The sequence below is a fragment of the Mycobacterium intracellulare ATCC 13950 genome (genome assembly GCF_000277125.1).
Classification (GTDB): Bacteria; Actinomycetota; Actinomycetes; order Mycobacteriales; family Mycobacteriaceae; genus Mycobacterium; species Mycobacterium intracellulare.
In genome coordinates this window covers 3,712,366-3,730,443 of the sequence record NC_016946.1, presented here as the reverse complement: position 1 = coordinate 3,730,443, position 18,078 = coordinate 3,712,366, and the positions used below count along the sequence as shown (strand labels likewise).

At 69.8% G+C, this 18,078-nt stretch carries 18 protein-coding genes; 15 read left to right on the top strand and 3 right to left on the bottom strand.

Going from position 1 to position 18,078, the window contains the following annotated elements; all coding sequences use genetic code 11:
• Positions 1–186 precede the first annotated feature (186 nt).
• From OCU_RS41950 to OCU_RS41925, 6 genes are all read left to right on the top strand, one after another.
• Positions 187–1,194: a Rieske 2Fe-2S domain-containing protein gene (locus OCU_RS41950; protein WP_014380636.1), complete on the top strand. Its 1,008-nt coding sequence runs from the start codon at positions 187–189 to the stop codon at positions 1,192–1,194.
• Positions 1,191–2,273, top strand: coding sequence for an NAD(P)H-dependent amine dehydrogenase family protein (locus tag OCU_RS41945; RefSeq protein ID WP_014380635.1), 1,083 nt, complete (start codon positions 1,191–1,193; stop codon positions 2,271–2,273). The genes OCU_RS41950 and OCU_RS41945 overlap by 4 nt, the downstream gene beginning before the upstream one ends.
• A gap of 64 nt (positions 2,274–2,337) precedes the next feature.
• Positions 2,338–2,877 carry a hypothetical protein gene (locus OCU_RS51840; RefSeq protein ID WP_026071287.1) on the top strand — a complete coding sequence of 180 codons (540 nt, stop codon included), beginning with the start codon at positions 2,338–2,340 and terminating at the stop codon, positions 2,875–2,877.
• 91 nt (positions 2,878–2,968) lie between these two features.
• The gene (gene dapB / locus OCU_RS41935; protein WP_008258635.1) at positions 2,969–3,706 is read left to right on the top strand and encodes a 4-hydroxy-tetrahydrodipicolinate reductase; all 738 of its coding nucleotides are present in this window, start codon (positions 2,969–2,971) and stop codon (positions 3,704–3,706) included.
• Positions 3,703–4,161, top strand: a complete 459-nt coding sequence (locus OCU_RS41930) for a tetratricopeptide repeat protein (protein WP_009952956.1) — start codon at positions 3,703–3,705, stop codon at positions 4,159–4,161. The genes dapB and OCU_RS41930 overlap by 4 nt, the downstream gene beginning before the upstream one ends.
• Positions 4,154–4,615 (top strand): flavodoxin family protein, encoded by a 462-nt coding sequence (locus OCU_RS41925; protein ID WP_008258632.1) that lies wholly within the window; start codon positions 4,154–4,156, stop codon positions 4,613–4,615. The genes OCU_RS41930 and OCU_RS41925 overlap by 8 nt, the downstream gene beginning before the upstream one ends.
• Here OCU_RS41925 and OCU_RS41920 read toward each other — a convergent pair.
• Positions 4,606–5,415: a thioesterase family protein gene (locus OCU_RS41920; protein ID WP_036390089.1), complete on the bottom strand. Its 810-nt coding sequence runs from the start codon at positions 5,413–5,415 to the stop codon at positions 4,606–4,608. The genes OCU_RS41925 and OCU_RS41920 overlap by 10 nt on opposite strands.
• A 59-nt stretch (positions 5,416–5,474) precedes the next feature.
• Here OCU_RS41920 and OCU_RS41915 point away from each other — a divergent pair, with 59 nt between their 5' ends.
• Together OCU_RS41915 and OCU_RS41910 are read left to right on the top strand one after the other, a co-directional pair.
• Positions 5,475–7,007, top strand: coding sequence for a class I adenylate-forming enzyme family protein (locus OCU_RS41915; protein WP_179300670.1), 1,533 nt, complete (start codon positions 5,475–5,477; stop codon positions 7,005–7,007).
• Complete coding sequence (locus OCU_RS41910) at positions 7,004–10,240, top strand: acetyl-CoA carboxylase family protein (protein ID WP_014380631.1); 3,237 nt, start codon at positions 7,004–7,006, stop codon at positions 10,238–10,240. The genes OCU_RS41915 and OCU_RS41910 overlap by 4 nt, the downstream gene beginning before the upstream one ends.
• Positions 10,241–10,254: 14 nt before the next feature.
• Here the strand turns inward: OCU_RS41910 and OCU_RS41905 are convergent, their stop codons facing one another.
• The gene (locus OCU_RS41905) at positions 10,255–10,569 is read right to left on the bottom strand and encodes a hypothetical protein (RefSeq protein ID WP_014380630.1); all 315 of its coding nucleotides are present in this window, start codon (positions 10,567–10,569) and stop codon (positions 10,255–10,257) included.
• A 99-nt stretch (positions 10,570–10,668) separates the two neighbouring features.
• Here OCU_RS41905 and OCU_RS41900 point away from each other — a divergent pair, with 99 nt between their 5' ends.
• The 3 genes from OCU_RS41900 to OCU_RS41890 are packed head-to-tail and all read left to right on the top strand — an operon-like array spanning position 10,669 to position 13,747.
• Positions 10,669–11,451 (top strand): SDR family oxidoreductase, encoded by a 783-nt coding sequence (locus OCU_RS41900; protein ID WP_008258626.1) that lies wholly within the window; start codon positions 10,669–10,671, stop codon positions 11,449–11,451.
• Positions 11,448–12,638 carry an acyl-CoA dehydrogenase family protein gene (locus OCU_RS41895; RefSeq protein WP_014380628.1) on the top strand — a complete coding sequence of 397 codons (1,191 nt, stop codon included), beginning with the start codon at positions 11,448–11,450 and terminating at the stop codon, positions 12,636–12,638. The genes OCU_RS41900 and OCU_RS41895 overlap by 4 nt, the downstream gene beginning before the upstream one ends.
• An 11-nt stretch (positions 12,639–12,649) precedes the next feature.
• Positions 12,650–13,747 (top strand): acyl-CoA dehydrogenase family protein, encoded by a 1,098-nt coding sequence (locus OCU_RS41890; protein ID WP_014382932.1) that lies wholly within the window; start codon positions 12,650–12,652, stop codon positions 13,745–13,747.
• Between the two features lie 16 nt (positions 13,748–13,763).
• On the opposite strand, the gene OCU_RS41885 is transcribed toward OCU_RS41890, so the two are convergent.
• Entirely contained in the window at positions 13,764–14,513 is a 750-nt protein-coding gene (locus OCU_RS41885; protein WP_014380626.1) for a dienelactone hydrolase family protein, read from the bottom strand.
• Positions 14,514–14,611: 98 nt separating this feature from the next.
• Here OCU_RS41885 and OCU_RS41880 point away from each other — a divergent pair, with 98 nt between their 5' ends.
• The 4 genes from OCU_RS41880 (at position 14,612) to OCU_RS41865 (ending at position 18,061) form a co-directional block, all read left to right on the top strand.
• The gene (locus OCU_RS41880) at positions 14,612–15,412 is read left to right on the top strand and encodes a thymidylate synthase (protein WP_014380625.1); all 801 of its coding nucleotides are present in this window, start codon (positions 14,612–14,614) and stop codon (positions 15,410–15,412) included.
• 65 nt (positions 15,413–15,477) lie between these two features.
• The gene (locus tag OCU_RS41875) at positions 15,478–15,963 is read left to right on the top strand and encodes a dihydrofolate reductase (RefSeq protein WP_008258621.1); all 486 of its coding nucleotides are present in this window, start codon (positions 15,478–15,480) and stop codon (positions 15,961–15,963) included.
• Positions 15,964–16,062: 99 nt separating this feature from the next.
• A complete protein-coding gene (locus OCU_RS41870; protein ID WP_009955236.1) occupies positions 16,063–16,797 on the top strand; it encodes a coiled-coil domain-containing protein in 735 nt (244 codons plus the stop codon).
• Positions 16,798–16,849: 52 nt separating this feature from the next.
• The gene (locus OCU_RS41865; RefSeq protein WP_014380623.1) at positions 16,850–18,061 is read left to right on the top strand and encodes a winged helix-turn-helix domain-containing protein; all 1,212 of its coding nucleotides are present in this window, start codon (positions 16,850–16,852) and stop codon (positions 18,059–18,061) included.
• Positions 18,062–18,078 lie beyond the last annotated feature (17 nt).

The following is an 18,078-nucleotide window of genomic DNA, read 5'->3' as shown; positions in this document are numbered from 1 at the left end:
GAGTCGCATGGCCCCGCCGGTTCGGGCGCCGGCCCGCGATCCCGGCTCCGCTGGTCTGAGGGGTCATTGGGTGATCTTATCCATCGGGCGGGCAGGCCGCCGACGTTTCATAGAGGGTACTTTGATTTTCTCGGGGCGCGGCTTATATTCGTACCCGAGGGAGGGCAGCTCACATGGCAGGGTTCGATGGCTAAGCCGCCGTTGTCGATGAAGCCGACCGGTTGGTTCCAGGTCGCCTGGTCCGACGAGATCGGCGTCGGCGACGTGCACAAGATAAAGTACTTCGACTCCGAGATGGTCGCCTGGCGCGCGGAATCGGGCCAACTCACCGTGATGAACGCCTACTGCGAGCACCTCGGGGCGCACCTGGGGTACGGCGGCACCGTCGTCGGCGAGGTGCTGCAGTGCCCGTTCCACGGCTGGCAGTGGAGCACCGACGGGCGCAACGTCTGCATCCCGTACCAGGACCGCCCCAACCGCGGCCGGCGCATGCGCACCTACCCGGTGGTCGAACGCAACGCGTCGGTCTACATCTGGCACGACGTCGAGCGCCGCGAACCGTACTTCGAGCCGCCGGATGTGTTCGCCGCCTTCGACGACGGCAGCAGCGCCGACGATTACTACCCGCAGCAGCGGCTGTACCGCGAAACCCTGGAAATGCACCCGCAGTACGTGCTGGAAAACGGGGTGGACTTCGCGCACTTCAAGTTCGTGCACAAGACCCCGATCGTGCCGGTGTTCACCCGCCACGACTTCGCCGAGCCGGTGTCGTACGTCGATTTCACCATCACCTTCGAGGGCGACGACGCCCAGTTGATCGAGGACGTCAACAGCGGCGTGCAGGCCATCAACGGCGGCCTGGGCATCGCGGTGACCAAGAGCTGGGGGATGATCGACAACCGCACCATCTCCGCGATCACCCCGGTGGACGAGCGCACCTCCGACGTCCGGTTCATGGTCTACATCGGCCGCGCGCCGGGCGGCGATTCGGAACGCGCCGAGCGCAAGGCGGACGAATTCGGCCAGGAAGTGATCCGCCAGTTCACCCAGGACATCGAAATCTGGCAGCACCAACGGTATTCGGATCCACCCGCACTGGCCCCCGACGAGTACGAGGGATTCACGGCAATTCGCCAGTGGGCCAAGCAGTTCTATCCCGAGGCGTTCGTATCGCAGGAAGGCTTAGCGCAATGAGTACAGCACCGATCCGCGTCTTTCAGGTCGGAAGCGGCAACGTCGGCTCGGAGATGATCAGGCGGATCGCGACCCAGCCCGATCTCGAACTCATTGGCGTGCATGCCTATTCGCCGGAGAAGGTCGGCACGGACACCGGGGAGTTCGCCGGCGTGGGCACCAACGGGGTGAAGTTCACCGGCACCATCGAGGAGATCATCGCCGCCAAGCCGGACGTGCTGACCTTCCACGGCGTGTTCCCCGACGAGGACCTCTACTTACACGTGCTCGAGGCGGGCATCGATATCGTCACCACCGCGGACTGGATCACCGGCTGGCATCGCGACACCAATCACCCGCATCCGTCGGGCAAACCGGTGAGCAAGCTGCTGGCCGAGGCCTGTGAGAAGGGCGGTGCCACGTTCTACGGCACCGGAATGAACCCGGGGCTCAATCAGATTCTGGGCGTGGTGTGTTCGGCCGACGTCGCCGACATCGAGAACATCACCACCATCGAGTCCGTCGACGTGTCGTGCCACCACTCCAAGGACACCTGGATCGAGGTGGGCTACGGCCAGCCGGTCGACGATCCCGACATCCCGTCGAAGCTCGAGAAGTACACCCGCGTCTTCGCCGACAGCGTGTACATGATGGCCGACTGCTTCGACCTGACACTCGACGAGGTCACGTTCAGCTACGAGTTGGGCGCCTGCACCAAGGACGTCGACCTGGGCTGGTACACGCTGCCCAAGGGTTCGCTGGGCGGCAACTACATCAAGTACCAGGGCATGGTCGACGGCGTGCCGCGGGTCGAGACACACCTGGAATGGCAGATGACCCCGCACACCGACCCCAGCTGGAACATCAAGGGCTGCTACATCACCCAGATCAAGGGTGATCCGTGCATTTACAACAAGCACATGATCTTTCCCAAGCCCGGCGTGGACCTGTCCAACCCGGACAGCTTCGCCTCGATCGGCATGACCGTGACCGGCATGCCCGCCCTCGCCGCGATCAAGTCGGTGATCGCGGCGCCGCCGGGGCTGATCACCAGCGCCGACCTGCCGCTGCGCGGCTTCGCCGGGCGGTTCAAAAAGTAGGCGAGGCGTCGCACCGCCGCCAGCCACGCGTTTCTCGTGGCAGCGCCGCGGGTAACCACCCGTGGTGCGCGCGGGATTTGTAGGTGCGGCAGCCGCGGCCGCGGCGGTCATTGCCACATGCTCGTGTCCCTCCGGTTCGGCCGACCCCGCGTCCGAGAGCCCACCGTTCCCGACCGGTCAGATGGGCGTGCCCGTGCATGCGCGGGCGGCCGGCGGCGCGACCGCCGACATCACTATCGACAGTGCAACGTGGTTACCGCCGGGGTGCGCCTCGCATTTTGCGAGTCCGACGCCTGGCTCCGCATGCAACGTGGTGGAAATGACGATCACCGCGACGTCCCACTACTTCTTCCAGTTCGACCAGCGTTATATGTTCGCCGGATACGGCGGCGGCAACGACGCCCCCCAGCCGGCGACGATGGCGGTCGACTACCAGAGACTGAACAAGATGCCCCCGCTGGAATCCGGTGGCCTTCACGACGGGCAGACCGCACATGGATTCGTCGGTTTCGCTATGCCGACGGGAGGCGAGCTGTACATCACGATCAACGATCCCTCGCAACCCGCTCCCTACACCGAAGCGGCCTGGATCGTCCACACCTGATCGGCGCGAGAAACCCACGTCCGAGCTGTCATTGAGATAACCCCTCGACGCACGCCGCGGCGCAGAAGGGACTCGGTCTAGGGTGAAGGCCATGCGAGTGGGAGTGCTGGGAGCCAAGGGAAAAGTCGGTTCGACGATGGTGGCCGCCGTGCAGGCCGCCGAGGATCTGACGCTGTCCGCCGAGGTGGATGCCGGTGACCCGCTGAGCCTGCTGACCGACGGCGGCACCGAGGCGGTCATCGACTTCACCCACCCCGACGTGGTGATGGGCAACCTGGAGTTCCTCATCGGCAACGGGATTCACGCCGTCGTCGGCACCACCGGCTTCACCGCCGAGCGTCTGCAGCAGGTGCGGGCCTGGCTCGCCGAGAACCCGAAAACCTCGGTGCTGATCGCGCCGAACTTCGCCATCGGGGCGGTGCTGTCGATGCACTTCGCCAGGCAGGCGGCGCCCTTCTTCGACTCGGCCGAGGTGATCGAGCTGCATCACCCGCACAAGGCCGACGCACCGTCGGGCACCGCCACGCGCACCGCCAAACTGATCGCCGAGTCACGAAAAGGCTTGCCGCCCAACCCCGACGCCACCAGCACCAGCCTGCCGGGCGCGCGGGGCGCCGACGTGGACGGCATCCCGGTGCACTCGGTGCGCCTAGCCGGGCTGGTCGCGCACCAGGAGATCCTGTTCGGCACCGAGGGGGAGACGCTGAGCATCCGCCACGACAGCCTCGACCGGACATCGTTCGTGCCGGGCGTGCTGCTGGCGGTGCGGCGCATCACCGAACACCCCGGACTGACGGTGGGCCTGGAGCCCCTGCTCAACCTGCAATGACCAAAGCGCTGCGCACCCAACTGCTCGTCGCCTTCATGTGCGTCGCGCTGTTGGTGTACTTTGCGCTGCTGGGACGGGTGGCCGTCGCCATGATCGCCTCCGGGCGGGCCGCCGCCGTCGGCCTCGGGCTGGCGGTGTTGGTCATGCCCGTCATCGGCCTGTGGGCGATGGTCGCGACCCTGCGCGCGGGGTTCGCGCATCAGCGGCTCGCGCGCCTGATCGCCGCCGACGGAATGGAACTGGACACCAGCGACCTGCCGCGCCGGCCGTCGGGCCGCATCCAGCGTGACGCGGCCGACGCGCTGTTCGCCACGGTGCGCACCGAAGTGGAAGACCACCCCGACGACTGGCGGCGCTGGTACCGGCTGGCCCGCGCCTATGACTACGCCGGGGATCGACGCCGCGCCCGCGAAGCCATGAAGACGGCCGTGAACCTGCAGGGCGACCATGAGTAAGACGCTGCTGATCGTGCACCACACGCCGTCGCCGCACACGCACGAGATGTTCGAGGCGGTCGTCTCCGGCGCGACCGACCCCGAGATCGAGGGCGTGGAGGTGCTGCGCCGCCCGGCGTTGACGGTGTCGCCGGCCGAGATGCTGGCCGCCGACGGCTACCTGCTGGGCACCCCGGCCAATCTCGGCTACATCTCGGGCGCCCTCAAGCACGCGTTCGACTGCTCCTACTACCAGCTGCTCGACTCCACCCGCGGGCGACCATTCGGGCTGTACCTGCACGGCAACGAGGGCACCGAGGGCGCCGAGCGCGCGGTCGACACCATCACGACCGGGCTGGGTTGGTCCAAAGCCGCTGAGACGGTGGTGGTTTCGGGCAAGCCCGGCAAGGAGCAGCTGCAGGCGTGCTGGGAACTCGGGGCGACGGTCGCCGCCCAGTTGATGGATTACGCGTAGGTCGGCTTGAACGCGTCGGCCGGTTGCGCCAGGGCCAGCGCCGAGCTGGTGCCGAGCGGGCCGCGCCGGTCGAACAGGGTGGCCGCCCCGGTGGCGACCCCGGCCGTGCCGTAGTGACTCTGGGCGGCCAACCCCAGGAATTCGCCGTCGGGCAACCGGCTAGCGGTGACGGTGTAGTCGGCGTTGATGTAGCGCAATCCGCCGGTGCCCCAATGGGTGAGCGAACTCGTGATGTCACCGACGAACGCCAGCCGGGTGAACGGGGTCAGCGGGTGGCCCTGCACCATCGGTCGAAAGATCCTGGCCCACGCGAACTTCTGCGAGTCGGACTGCTCCCACTCGCCGGCGGCGATGCCCGGGCTGCCGTCGCGGGTGGCCCCATACCCCCAGATGAGGAACGGCATGGCCTCCGGGAAGCCGTCGGAGGATGTCGGCGGCGGCGGCATCTCGACCGGGAAGGACCACACCCGGCCGTCCGGATGATCGCCGCGACGGAGGAACAGCGCACTGGCCCGCGCGACGACCGTGCCGTTTTGTACCAGCTCGCCGTCGACCAGCTTGATGCGCCGACCCTCCCGCAGGACCGATGTCCGGATCTGCACCGGCGACATCAGCGCCGGGCGCAACAGGTCGACCGTGAACCGGGCGGGCTGCAGGTCCGGATCGACGCCGGATTGCTCTATGCCCCAACCCAACAGGCCGCCGACGATCTGGCCGCCCATGGCCGCGCCCCACGGCCCTTGCGTCATCGCGCCCGGAACGTAGGAGTCGCCGTCTACAGTGAAAAACGCCTCGGGCATGATGGCGGAATCGTTCGTCACCGCTATCACGATAGGACACCGGATAGTAAGGACCGGGTATGCCTCCAGTGATCGAAATCGCGCGCGACCACAACCCGTTCCCGACGGTCGGCGTGTCCCGCGGCCCCGACGGCGTCCCGCGCTACGACGAGCTGCCCGCCACCCTGCTGGACATGCTCGCCGAACACGTCGACACCCGTCCGGGCAGCGAGGCGCTGGTCGAGCTGGGCGGCGGCCGGCTGACGTACCGACAACTCTGGGACCGCGCCGCGCGGGTGGCCGGTGGGCTGCGCGCGGAAGGTATCAAGCGGGGCGACCGGGTCGCGGTGCGGTACCCCGCGGGGATCGACTGGGTGCTCGCGTTCTGGGGCGTCGTGATGGCCGGCGGCATTGCGGTGGCGGTCAATACGCGCTCCGCTCAACCGGAGGTCGACTTCGTCCTGTCCGACTCGGGTGCGGGGCTCGATCTGGCGCCGGATTCCCCGCTGCCCGAAGGGCCGCCGTACGTCAGCGAGCAACTCGGCCGCACCGACGTGGCCGCCCTGTTCTACACGTCGGGCACCACCGGCCACCCCAAAGGGGTGCCCACCACCCACGAGGCGTTCCTGACCAACACCGAGAACGCGATCCGGTGTCTGCAACAACCGCGGGACCTGGGCGAGGGAATGCGGACGCTGATCTCGGTTCCCCTGTTCCACGTGACGGGTTGCAATTCACAACTTTTGGCCGCCGCACGGCTCGGGGGAGCGTCGGTGATCATGCCCACCCTGAACCTCGACGCGTTGATCGCCGCGCTGGGCGCCGAGCGCGTGTCGGTGCTGGTGACGGTGCCGGCGATCTACTCACTGTTGTTGCGGCACAAGGGGTTTGCCGGGACCGACGTCTCGGGGATCCGGTGGGTGGGATACGGCGGGGCCCCCATCGCCCCGTCGCTGGTGCGGACGGTGAAGAACGCGTTCGGCCACGCCACCGTGTTCAACGGCTACGGCATGACCGAGACGGCATCGCTGATGACGGTGCTGCCCGACGGCGAGGCCGTCGAACACGCCGACTCGGTCGGGTACGCGGTCCCGTCGGTGGACCTCGGGCTGATCCCGTTGGGGGACGAGCCCGGCGTGGGTGAGCTGGTGACCCGCGGCGCCAACGTCACCGCCGGCTACTGGAACCGGCCCGAAGCCACGGCGACGACCTTTGCCGACGGCTGGCTGCACACCGGCGACGTGGTGCGCGTCGACGACGCGGGCAGGGTGCACCTCATCGACCGGCTCAAGGACATCATCAACCGCGGGGGCGAGAACGTCTCCAGCGTCGAGGTCGAGGCCGTGCTGCTGGGGGCGCCCCACGTCGCGGACGCCTGCGTGCTCGGGGTCGCCGACGACGTCATGGGGGAGAAGGTGGGGGCGGTGTTGTTCGGCGGTGACGACGACATCGACGTGCCGGCCGTGCTGGAGCACTGCCGCGGCCGGCTCGCCGATTTCAAAGTGCCGCAATACGTCACGGTGGTCGATACCGCGCTGCCGCGCAACGCCGGCGGCAAGCTGCTCAAGGCCAGGCTCCGCGAACAGGTGCGGTGGGGGGAGCCGCTGCGATGAGCGCGAGCCTGTTGGTCGCCAACCGCGGCGAGATCGCACTGCGGATCATCCGCACCGCAACCGAACTGGGCATGCGGACCATCGCGGTGTACGCCGGCGACGACGCGCAGAGCCCGCACGTGCACGCGGCCGACGAGGCGATCGGGTTGCCCGGCAGCGGCCCGCGGGCCTACCTGGACCAGTCCGCCGTGTTGGCGGTGGCGAAGAGCTCCGGCGCGGACCTCATCCACCCCGGATACGGATTCCTCAGCGAGAACGCCGAATTCGCCGACGCGTGCGCGGCCGGCGGCCTCACGTTCGTCGGTCCCGACCCCGGGGTGCTCGGGTTGCTCGGCCACAAGACCGCGGCCCGCGGCGCCGCGCTGGCCGCCGGGGTGCCGGTGCTTCCCGCGACCGACGGGGCGAGCAGCGTCGGGGACGTCAAGGCGTTCTTCGCGGCGCAGCAGGGCGGCATCATGCTCAAGGCCCTCGCCGGCGGCGGCGGACGGGGAATGCGCAAGGTGCACCGCGCCGATCAGATCGACGACGCCTACCAGCGCTGTGCGGCCGAGGCGCAGCTGGGTTTCGGCGAACCGGCGCTGTACGCCGAGGCGCTCCTCGACGACGCCCGCCACATCGAGGTGCAGGTCGTCGCCGCGCCGGCCGGCCACCAGACGCACGCGTTGGCGGTCGGGGATCGCGACTGCAGCATCCAGCGCCGCTACCAGAAGCTGGTCGAAATAGCCCCCGCCCAAGGGCTTTCGGATGAGCTGCGCCGGGCGCTGCATCAGGCGGCGGTGCGGCTGTGCGCGCGCGTGGGCCTGCGCGGGCTGGCCACGGTCGAATTCCTGGTCACCGGCGAGGATTTCGTCTTCCTCGAAGTCAACCCGCGCATCCAGGTGGAGCACACCATCACCGAGGAAACCACCGGACTCGACCTGGTGGCCGTCCAGCTGGCGATCGCCGGCGGCGCGTCCTTCTATGGGCTGGGGTTGCCGGCCGGGATCGCGTCCGACGGGCTCGAAGTCATCGGCGAGCCGGCCGCCCAGCGCGGCATCGCGATTCAGCTCAGGGTCAACGCGGAGACTTTCGGGCCCGACTTCTCCGTGCTGGCGTCGGCGGGCACGCTCACGGCGTTCACCCCGCCCAGCGGGCCGGGCGTGCGGGTCGACACCTATGGCCGGCCCGGGCTGGTCGTGAGCCCCCAGTACGACTCGCTGCTGGCCAAGGTCATCGTCCATGTGCGGGGGACGTCGTGGCCGGCGGCGCTACGCAAAGCCGGCACCGCCCTGTCCGAGTTCGGCATCGAGGGCATCCACACCAACATCGGATTCCTCCGCGAGCTGCTGCGCGCGGACCGCGTCGAATCCGGTTGGGTGAGCACCGGTTTCGTCGACGAGAAACTTCCCGAGCTGGCCCGCGCCGCGCAATCACACGTGCAAGAACCGCCGCCGGCGGAGGTCGAGCTCTATCCCGGCGAGGACGCGCTGCGCGCGCAGCTGGCCGGCACCGTGGTCGAGGTGGCGCCCGAGGGGGCGCAGTACGCCGCCGGAAGCCAACTGGTCGTCCTGGAGGCGATGAAGATGCAGCACGTGCTCGTCGCGCCGGACGCGCTGCGGACCGTCCGGATTCTGGTGACGCCCGGGCAGGTCGTCGGCACCGGCGACCCGCTGCTGATCTTCACCCGCACGGACGCGGGGGACGGCGGAGAATCCGCGAGGGCCGCAACCGATCTCGACCGGCCTCGCGCCGACCTCGACGAGGTGACGCGGCGCCACGCGCTCACCCTGGACGAGGGCCGTGCGGCGGCCGTCGCCAAGCGGCACCAGCAGGGCCGCCGCACCGCGCGGGAGAACATCGCCGATCTGGTCGATCCCGGCAGCTTCGTCGAATACGGCGCGTTGGCCATCGCGGCGCAGCGCAGCCGCCGTTCCGAAGAGGACCTGATCGCCAACACCCCGGCCGACGGCCTGGTCGCCGGCCTGGCGACCATCGGCGCGGAGCGGTTCGGGCGGGCCGCCGCCGAGGCCGTCGTGGTGTCCTACGACTACACCGTGCTGGCCGGCACGCAGGGCATGCGCAACCACGCCAAAACCGATCGCGCCTTCGACCTGGCCGCGCGCAAGCGACTGCCCGTGGTGCTGTTCGCCGAGGGCGGCGGGGGCCGTCCGGGCGACACCGACGTCGGCGGCGCTGCCGGGCTGGACGTGCCGACCTTCCGGATGCTGGCCGGGCTGCGCGGCGAGGTGCCGCTGGTGTCGATCGTGTCCGGCCGATGCTTTGCCGGCAACGCCGCCCTGGCCGGGGTCTGCGACGTGATCATCGCCACGCCGGACGCCAACATCGGGATGGGCGGGCCGGCGATGATCGAGGGCGGCGGGCTGGGCGTGTACCCGCCGGAGGCGATCGGGCCGATCGGTGTGCAGCGCCGCAACGGCGTGGTCGGCCTGGTCGCCCGGGACGAGGCGCACGCCGTGGCGCTGGCCAAGCAGTACCTGTCCTACTTTCAGGGCAGCCTGGGTGAGTGGGAAGCGCCCGACCCCCGGCTGGCCCGGCATGTGGTGCCTCAGAACCGGTTACGCGCCTACGACGTGCACCGGGCGATCGAGGCGATCGTCGACGTCGGATCGGTCCTTCAGCTGCGGGCAGACTACGGCGTGGGCATCGTCACCGCGCTGGTGCGCGTCGAAGGGGTGCCGTACGGGCTGATCGCCAACAGCACCCACCACCTGGGCGGCGCGATCGATGCCGAGGCGGCCGACAAGGCGGGCGACTTCCTGGCCCTGTGCGAATCGTTTGGGCTGCCGGTGATTTCGCTGTGCGATACCCCCGGCTTCATGGTGGGTCCTGACGCGGAGACCCAGGCGGCGGTGCGCCGCTTCGGCCGCATGTTCGTACTCGGCGCGCGGCTGACGGTGCCGCTGGGCATGATCATCTTGCGCAAGGCATACGGGCTCGGCGCGATGGCGATGGCCGCCGGCTCCTTCCGAGCGCCCCAGTTCACCATCGCCTGGCCGACCGGCGAGATCGGCGGCATGGGATTGGAAGGCGCTGTGCGCCTTGGCTACAGCAAGGAATTGGCCGCGGCGGAAAATTCAGGCGATCCCGCCGAACGGCAGAGTCTCTTCGATCGCCTCGTGGCCGCCGCCTACGAGCACGGCAAAGCGTTGCGGGCGGCCACCACGTTCGAGCTGGACGACGTGATAGACCCGTCAGCCTCCCGGGCCTGGATCACCAGGCTCTCGGGAGGCTGACCGGGTTTGAGCGATTATCCGTGGCCGGAGCCGCAGCCGACGCCGGGCAGGCAGCCGGTGCCGCCGGGCACTCCGCCGGGGCCGGCGAACTGGCCGCCGGAGCCGCAGCCCACACCCGGGACGCAGCCCTGACCACCGGGTCCGCCGCCGGGACCGTTGAACTGGCCTCCCGAGCCGCAGTTTCCGTTGGCGTCGCAGCCGCCGCCGCCCGGGTCCTGCTTGAACGTGATGTGGGTCGGCGCGGGTCCGGCGACGGAAACGTCAGCGACGGCCGCGGGCGCTGCGGCGATAGCCGCTGCGACAGCCCCGGCGACGACCAGCGGTTTCATGAGTGTCAATTTCGATAGCATGCGCGTGGCATACCACCTCAACACATGTCCAAAACATCGCGAATAAGATTCGGTGGCAAACGACGGAAGGCCAACGACATGACCTCACAAGATCTGACCGGCCGTACCGCAATCATCACCGGCGCGTCACGCGGAATTGGCCTGTCGATCGCTCAACAGCTCGCGGCAGCGGGCGCCAACGTGGTGCTGACCGCGCGCAAGCAGGAGGCGGCCGACGAGGCCGCCGCGCAGGTCGGCGAGCGGGCCGTCGGCGTCGGGGCGCACGCGGTCGACGAGGAGGCCGCCCGGCGCTGCGTGGACATGACCCTCGAGCGCTTCGGCACCCTCGACATCCTGGTCAACAACGCCGGGACCAACCCCGCGTACGGCGCGCTGATCGACCAGGATCATGCCCGTTTCACCAAGATCTTCGACGTCAACCTGTGGGCTCCGCTGCTGTGGACCTCGCTCGCCGTCAAGTCGTGGATGGGTGAGCACGGCGGATCGATCGTCAACACGGCCTCCATCGGCGGCATGCACCAGTCGCCGGCGATGGGCATGTACAACGCCACCAAGGCGGCGCTGATCCACGTCACCAAGCAACTGGCGCTGGAACTTTCGCCGCGCGTGCGGGTCAACGCGATCTGCCCCGGGGTGGTGCGCACCCGGCTGGCCGAGGCGCTGTGGAAGGACCACGAGGATCCGCTGGCGTCGTCGATCGCGCTCGGGCGCATCGGCGAACCGATCGACGTGGCCGCGGCGGTCGCCTTCCTGGTTTCCGACGCGGCGAGCTGGATCACCGGCGAAACCATGGTCATCGACGGCGGTCTGCTGCTGGGCGCCGCGCAGGGATTCCGCTCCGCCCCCGGCGGCGGTCAATGAACGCCTTCGACGCGGCCGAGCTGGACGCGCGGGTGCAGGCACTGCTCGACGAGCATGATCCGAAGGACGGCGACGCGCGGGAATTCCTTGGCGCGCAATACGATGCGGGACTGGCCTGGGTGCACCTGCCGCGGGGCTTCGGCGGGCTGGATCTGCCGCGCACCGCTCAGGAGCGCGTCGACGCCCGGCTGGCCGCCGCCGGGGCGCCGGTGGGCGGCACCCCCAAGAACTACATCGGCATGGGCATGGCCGCGCCGACCATCGCGGAGTTCGGCACCGACGAACAGAAGCGAAAGTTCTTGCGCCCGTTGTTCACCGGTGAGCAGATCTACTGCCAGCTGTTCAGCGAGCCGGGTGCCGGATCCGACCTCGCCGGGGTGTCGACCCGCGCGGTCCGCGACGGCGACGAGTGGATTGTCAACGGGCAGAAGGTGTGGACGTCGCAGGCGCAGCACGCGCACATGGCCATCCTGGTCGCCCGCACCGATCCGGCCGTGCCCAAACACGCCGGCCTGACCTACTTTCTCTGCGACATGACGCAGCCCGGCGTCGAGATCCGGCCGCTGCGCCAGATCACCGGCGAGGCCGAGTTCAATGAGGTCTTCCTCACCGACGTCCGGGTGCCCGACGCGAACCGGCTGGGCCCGGAGGGTGGGGGCTGGCGGGTCGCGACCACCACGCTGAACAACGAACGGGTCGCCATCGGTTCCCGCGCCGGCGCGCCGCGCGAGGGCGGCCACATCGGCAAGGTCGCCGACGCCTGGCGCGCCGAGCCGGCCCTGCGCGACCCCGCCATGCACGATCAGCTGATGCGGTTGTGGGTGGAGGCGGAGGTCTTCCGGCTCGCCGGTGAACGGCTGCGGCAGCAGGCCGCCACCGGTCAGCCGGGGCCCGAGGGGGCCGGCATGAAGGTGGCGTTCGCCAAGCTGGCGCAAGCGATTTCGGGCTTCGAGATCGAGCTGCACGGCGAATCCGGCCTGTATTACGACGACTGGACCATGCGCCGGCCCGAGACGGTCGACCTGGTCGGCCGCGGGCCCGGCTACCGCTACCTGCGGGCGCGCGGCAACTCGATCGAGGGCGGCACGTCGGAAATCCTGCGCAACACCATCTCCGAGCGGATCCTCGGCCTGCCGGGTGAACACCGCGTCGACAAGGACGCCGCGTGGAAGGACCTGCCCCGATGAGCCCCCTTGCCGTGCTGACCAGGGACCTGCTCTATTCGGACACCGAAGAGGCGCTGCGGGCCGGCGTCCGTCAGCTCTTCGCCGAGCGTTGCCCGCCCGAGTCGGTGGCCGGCGTGTATGACGCCCAACCCCAAGACTTCTCGGGCGTGTGGCGGACGCTGGCCACCGAATTGGGCGTGGCCGGCCTGCTCGTTCCCGAGTCGCTCGGCGGGGCCGGCGCAAGCGCCCGCGAGGCTGCGGTGGTCATGGAGGAGATCGGCCGGGCCGTTGCGCCGGTGCCGTTCTTGTCCAGCGCGGTCCTCGCCACGGTGGCACTGCTGCGCGCCGGGGACACGCGGACCGTCTCGGCGCTGGCCCAGGGCGAGCTGACGGCGGCGTTGGTGGTGCCGCTGACCACCGCGCCGGGCGACCCGGTCGCCGGGGTCAGCGGCGGACCCGGCGGACTCAGCGGATCGGTCACCGCCGTGGCCGGCGCCGGCGAGGCCGACGTGCTGGTGGTGCCCGTCACCGGTCCGGACGGGCTCGAGCTGCACACCGTCGACCGCGCCGCGGCGGGCGTGCAGGTGTCGCCGCTGCTCGCGCTGGACATGACCAGACCCCTTGCCGCCGTGACGTTTTCGGGCGCGCCCTCCTCGAAGGTCGGCGCGGGCGACGGGCCGGTGGCCGATGCTGTCCTCACCGGGGCGGCTTTGCTCGCGTCCGAGCAACTCGGAGTCGCCCAATGGTGTTTCGACACCACGCTGGACTACGCCCGGCAGCGCCGGCAGTTCGGCCGCACGATCGGCTCCTACCAGGCGATCAAGCACCGGCTGGCCGACCTGTGGTTCGACGTCGGCGCCGCCGCGGCCGCGGCCCGCTACGCGGCCGACACCTGCGCCCGGGCCGACGACGACGCGGCCGCGGCGGCCGCCATCGCCCAGGCCTACTGCAGCGATATCGCCGTGCACGCCGCCGAGGAATGCATCCAGCTGCACGGCGGCATCGGGATGACCTGGGAGTATCCCGCGCACCTCTACCTCAAGCGGGCCAAGAGCGACCAGCTGGCGTTCGGCACCGGCTACCGCCACCGCGCCCGGCTGGCCGAGTTGGTGAACCTGCCGCCGACCTGACGGCCCCGCGCGACCGTCAGCGCGGGAACGCCGCGGCGAACACCTCCGTCATCGCGTGCCAGTGCCGCTCGGCGGCCGCGGGGTCATACGGCGCGTTGTCCGGGACGGCGAATCCGTGGCCCGCCGAATACCACTCGATGGTGTGCTCGACGCCGGCCGCCGTCAGCGCCTTGTCGAGCTGTTCGGCGTGATCGGCGGTGAACGACGCGTCGTTCTGGGCGCCGCCCACGTACACCGTCGCGCTCATCCGGTCGGCCAGCAGGTGCGGGCTGTCGTCGGTGTCGGTCACCAGGCCGCCCCCGTGGAACGACGCCGCCGCGGCCACCCGGTCGGGCACCCGGCCGGCGACGATCAGCGACGTCCGCCCGCCCATGCAATAGCCGCACACGCCGAAGCGCTCGCCGGACACCTCGGGGCGCGCCGCCAGGTAGTCGAAGAACGCGGTGGCGTCGGCGGCCATCCGGTCCGGGGTGACGCTGCCGATCATCGAAAACAGGCGCCCCCGTTCTGACTGGTCGTTGAAGACGGTCGCCATGTCGAACGGCGCCCAGTCGGCGGTGCGGTAGTAGACGTCCGGGAGCAGCACGGCATAGCCGAATCCGGCCAGCTTGGCGGCCATCTCCTCGAACGTGCCCCGCACGCCGCCGGCGTCGGGATACATGACCACACCGGGCCACGGGACTTGGGATTCCGGACCGTCGGGCGTGAACAGGTGCACCGGGCAGGTGCCATCGGGGGTGGTGACGACGTCGGTGATATTCGGCATGGCACCCGTTCTACTCCGCTTGCCTAGACGCCCAAACATCGGCGTCGACCCGCCGCGCCCGGCTTCGCCGCGCTTGCGATCGCCGCTAAGCTGACCGCGTGCCAATCCCGACGCCCTACGAGGACCTGCTCCGACTGGTGCTCGACGAGGGAACGGCCAAATCCGACCGCACCGGCACCGGGACCCGAAGCCTGTTCGGCCGGCAGCTGCGCTATGACCTGTCGGCCGGTTTCCCGCTGCTCACCACCAAAAAGGTGCACCTCAAGTCGGTGGTGTATGAGTTGCTGTGGTTCCTGCGCGGCGATTCCAACGTCGCCTGGCTGCACGAGCACGGGGTCACCATCTGGGACGAATGGGCAAGTGACACAGGCGATCTCGGGCCGATCTACGGCGTACAGTGGCGGTCCTGGCCGACGCCGACGGGTGAGCACGTCGACCAGATCAGCGCCGCCCTGGATTTGCTGCGCACCGACCCCAACTCGCGGCGCATCATCGTGTCCGCCTGGAACGTCGGCGAGATCCCCCAGATGGCGCTGCCGCCGTGTCACGCCTTCTTCCAGTTCTACGTGGCCGACGGCCGGCTGAGCTGCCAGCTTTACCAGCGCAGCGCCGACCTGTTCCTCGGCGTGCCGTTCAATATCGCCAGCTACGCGCTGCTGACGCACATGATGGCCGCCCAGTCCGGCCTGTCGGTCGGCGAGTTCGTGTGGACGGGCGGGGACTGCCACATCTACGACAACCACGTCGAGCAGGTGCGGCTGCAACTGAGCCGCGAGCCGCGGCCCTACCCGGAACTCGTTCTGGGCGAACGTGATTCTATCTTCGACTACACCTACGACGACGTCGTCGTGCGCAACTACGATCCGCACCCGGCCATCAAAGCCCCCGTCGCGGTATGACACGCTCTGCCGCCCGCGCCCGCGACGATGCAGAGCGAAGCGATGAGGAGCGGCGCTCTACCACAGTGGGCCTGGTGTGGGCCCAGTCGACCTCCGGCGTCATCGGGCGCGGTGGCGGCATCCCCTGGAACGTGCCGGAAGACCTCGCCCGGTTCAAAGAGGTGACGATCGGGCACACCGTGGTGATGGGCCGGCGGACCTGGGACTCGTTGCCGGCCAAGGTGCGGCCGCTGCCCGGCCGGCGCAACGTCGTGCTGTCCCGCGAGGACGGCTTCGCCGCCGACGGGGCGCAGGTGGTCGGCTCGCTGGACGCAGCCTTCGCCCGGGCCGAAGGGGAGCCCGCGGTCTGGGTGATCGGCGGCGGGCAGGTGTATCTGGCCGCGTTGCCGTACGCCACCCGGTGCGAGGTCACCGAGATCGAGCTCGACCTGCGCCGCGACGACGACGACGCGCTGGCGCCCGCCCTGGACGACACCTGGGTGGGCGAGACGGGGGAGTGGCAGGCCAGCCGGTCCGGGCTGCGGTACCGCTTCCACAGCTACCGTCGCTGAGCCTGCGCAGCCGCTCGCGCCCGGCCCCGACCTGACATACTCGGACTCGGGGTCGGTCGCAGGGTCTACCAGGAGTTTGGTCAGAAGGGGGAATTGGCAGTGATAACCGAACCCGTGAAGACGTTCTCGCGAAAGTTCATGGGCTACGACGCGTCCGCCGTCGATGCCCACATCGAAATGTTGACCACCAAGCAGCAGCTGCTGCTTGACGACGTCGAAAGCCTGCGGGCCCGGCTGCAGGAATCCGGCGAGCAAACCGCCGCGCTGCGCAAGGAGGTCGCCGCCCTCACCGACACGTCACCCTCGCCGCACGCAATGCAGAAGCGGATGGCGAAAATGCTGCAGCGCGCGGTCGACGAGGTCGCCGAGATGCAGGCCGAGGCGCGCGCCGAGGCGGACGCGCTGATCGCGGCGGCCGAGGCCGAGGCCGAAGCCGCCGAACGCAAGCGCGACGAGGTGCTCGCCGACATGGCCGCCCAGCAAAAGGCGCTGGAAGCCGAGTACGAACAGACCAAGGAAAAGCTCGACGCCGAACTGGCCGAGATGCGCGCCGAAACCCAGGCGGCGATCGACGAAGCGCGGCGAAACGCCGAGCTGGAGTGCGAGCGGCTCCTCGGTGACGCCAAGCAGGGGGCCGATCACTACCGTGACAAGGCACGGCGCGCGGTCGATGAGGCGACCGCGCAGCGGATCGAGATCCTCGAGCAGCTGATGGGCGTCTACCGCGACCTCGACGGCGTTCCGGCCGCACTCGAGGCGGCCTACCAAGAACAGAAGAACCCGTCCGAGGACGGCGCCCTGGCTCCGGTGGACGGCAAGGTCCGCGCGAGCTGAGCTCGCGCCAGCCCGCGCCGACGGGCCCCGACGGCGGGGTATTCTCGGCGCCGTGTCGACCCGCAGGCTCTCCGCCGCTCAAGCCCGGCGGATAGCCGTTGCGGCCCAAGGATTTACCGAGCCCCGGCCCGGCGGCGAGATCACCCGGGCGCACCTGAAACGGCTGATCTCCCGAATCCAAGTGCTGCAACTGGATTCGGTCTCGGTGGCGGTGCGCGCCCATTACGCCCCGGTGTTCAGCCGGCTCGGCCCCTACGACCGTGACGTGCTCGACCGCGCGGCCTGGGGCCCGCGTTCGTCGCGGCTGCTGGCCGAGTACTGGGCGCACGAGGCCGCGCTGATGGCCGTCGAGGACTGGCCGCTGCTGCGCTGGCGGATGCGCCAGTACCGCCACGGCCGGTGGGGGACCCACATCGTCAAGGCCAATCCGCGGCTGGCCGAGAAGGTGGTCGCCGCCGTCGCCGAGCTCGGGCCCAGCACGGCCGGCCAGATCGAGGCGCATCTGGCCGCCGGGCCGCGCGGGCCACGCGGAAGCTGGTGGGGCAGCCGCAGCGACACCAAATGGGTGGCCGAGGCGCTGTTTTCGGCCGGGGTGCTCACCACGGCCACCCGGGTGGGCTTCGCCCGCCATTACGACCTGGTGGAACGGGTGCTGCCGGCCGCGGTGCTGGCCCGCGAGGTCGACGACGACGAGGCGCTCCGCGAACTGACGCTGCGGGCGGCCACCGCGCTGGGGGTGGGCACCGAGGCCGACATCCGCGACTATTTCCGGCTGTCCGCCGCGCAGGTCAAGCCCGCGATCGCCCAGTTACTGGCCGCCGGTGACATCGAGCGGGTCGACGTTGACGGCTGGTCCGCCCCCGCCTACCTGCGTGCGGGCCGGACGGTGCCGCGCGCCGACCGCGGCACCGCGCTGCTGTGCCCGTTCGACCCGCTGATCTTCTTTCGGCCCCGGGTCGAGCGGCTCTTCGAATTCCATTACCGCATAGAGATTTACACGCCGGCGGCCAAACGGCAGTACGGCTATTACGTGTGGCCGCTGCTGATGGACGGGCGGTTGGTGGCGCGGGTCGACCTCAAGGCCGACCGGCCCGCCGACAGACTGCGTGTCGTCGGCGCATTCGCCGAGCCCGACACCCCCAAAGCCCGCGTGGCCGCCGCGCTGGCCGGCGAGCTTCGGTCCATGGCGTCCTGGCTGGGCCTGGGCGGGTTCAGCGTCTCCGGGCGGGGAGACCTGGCCGCCGACCTGCGGGCGATCAGCTGATGTCCGGCCTGCGACAC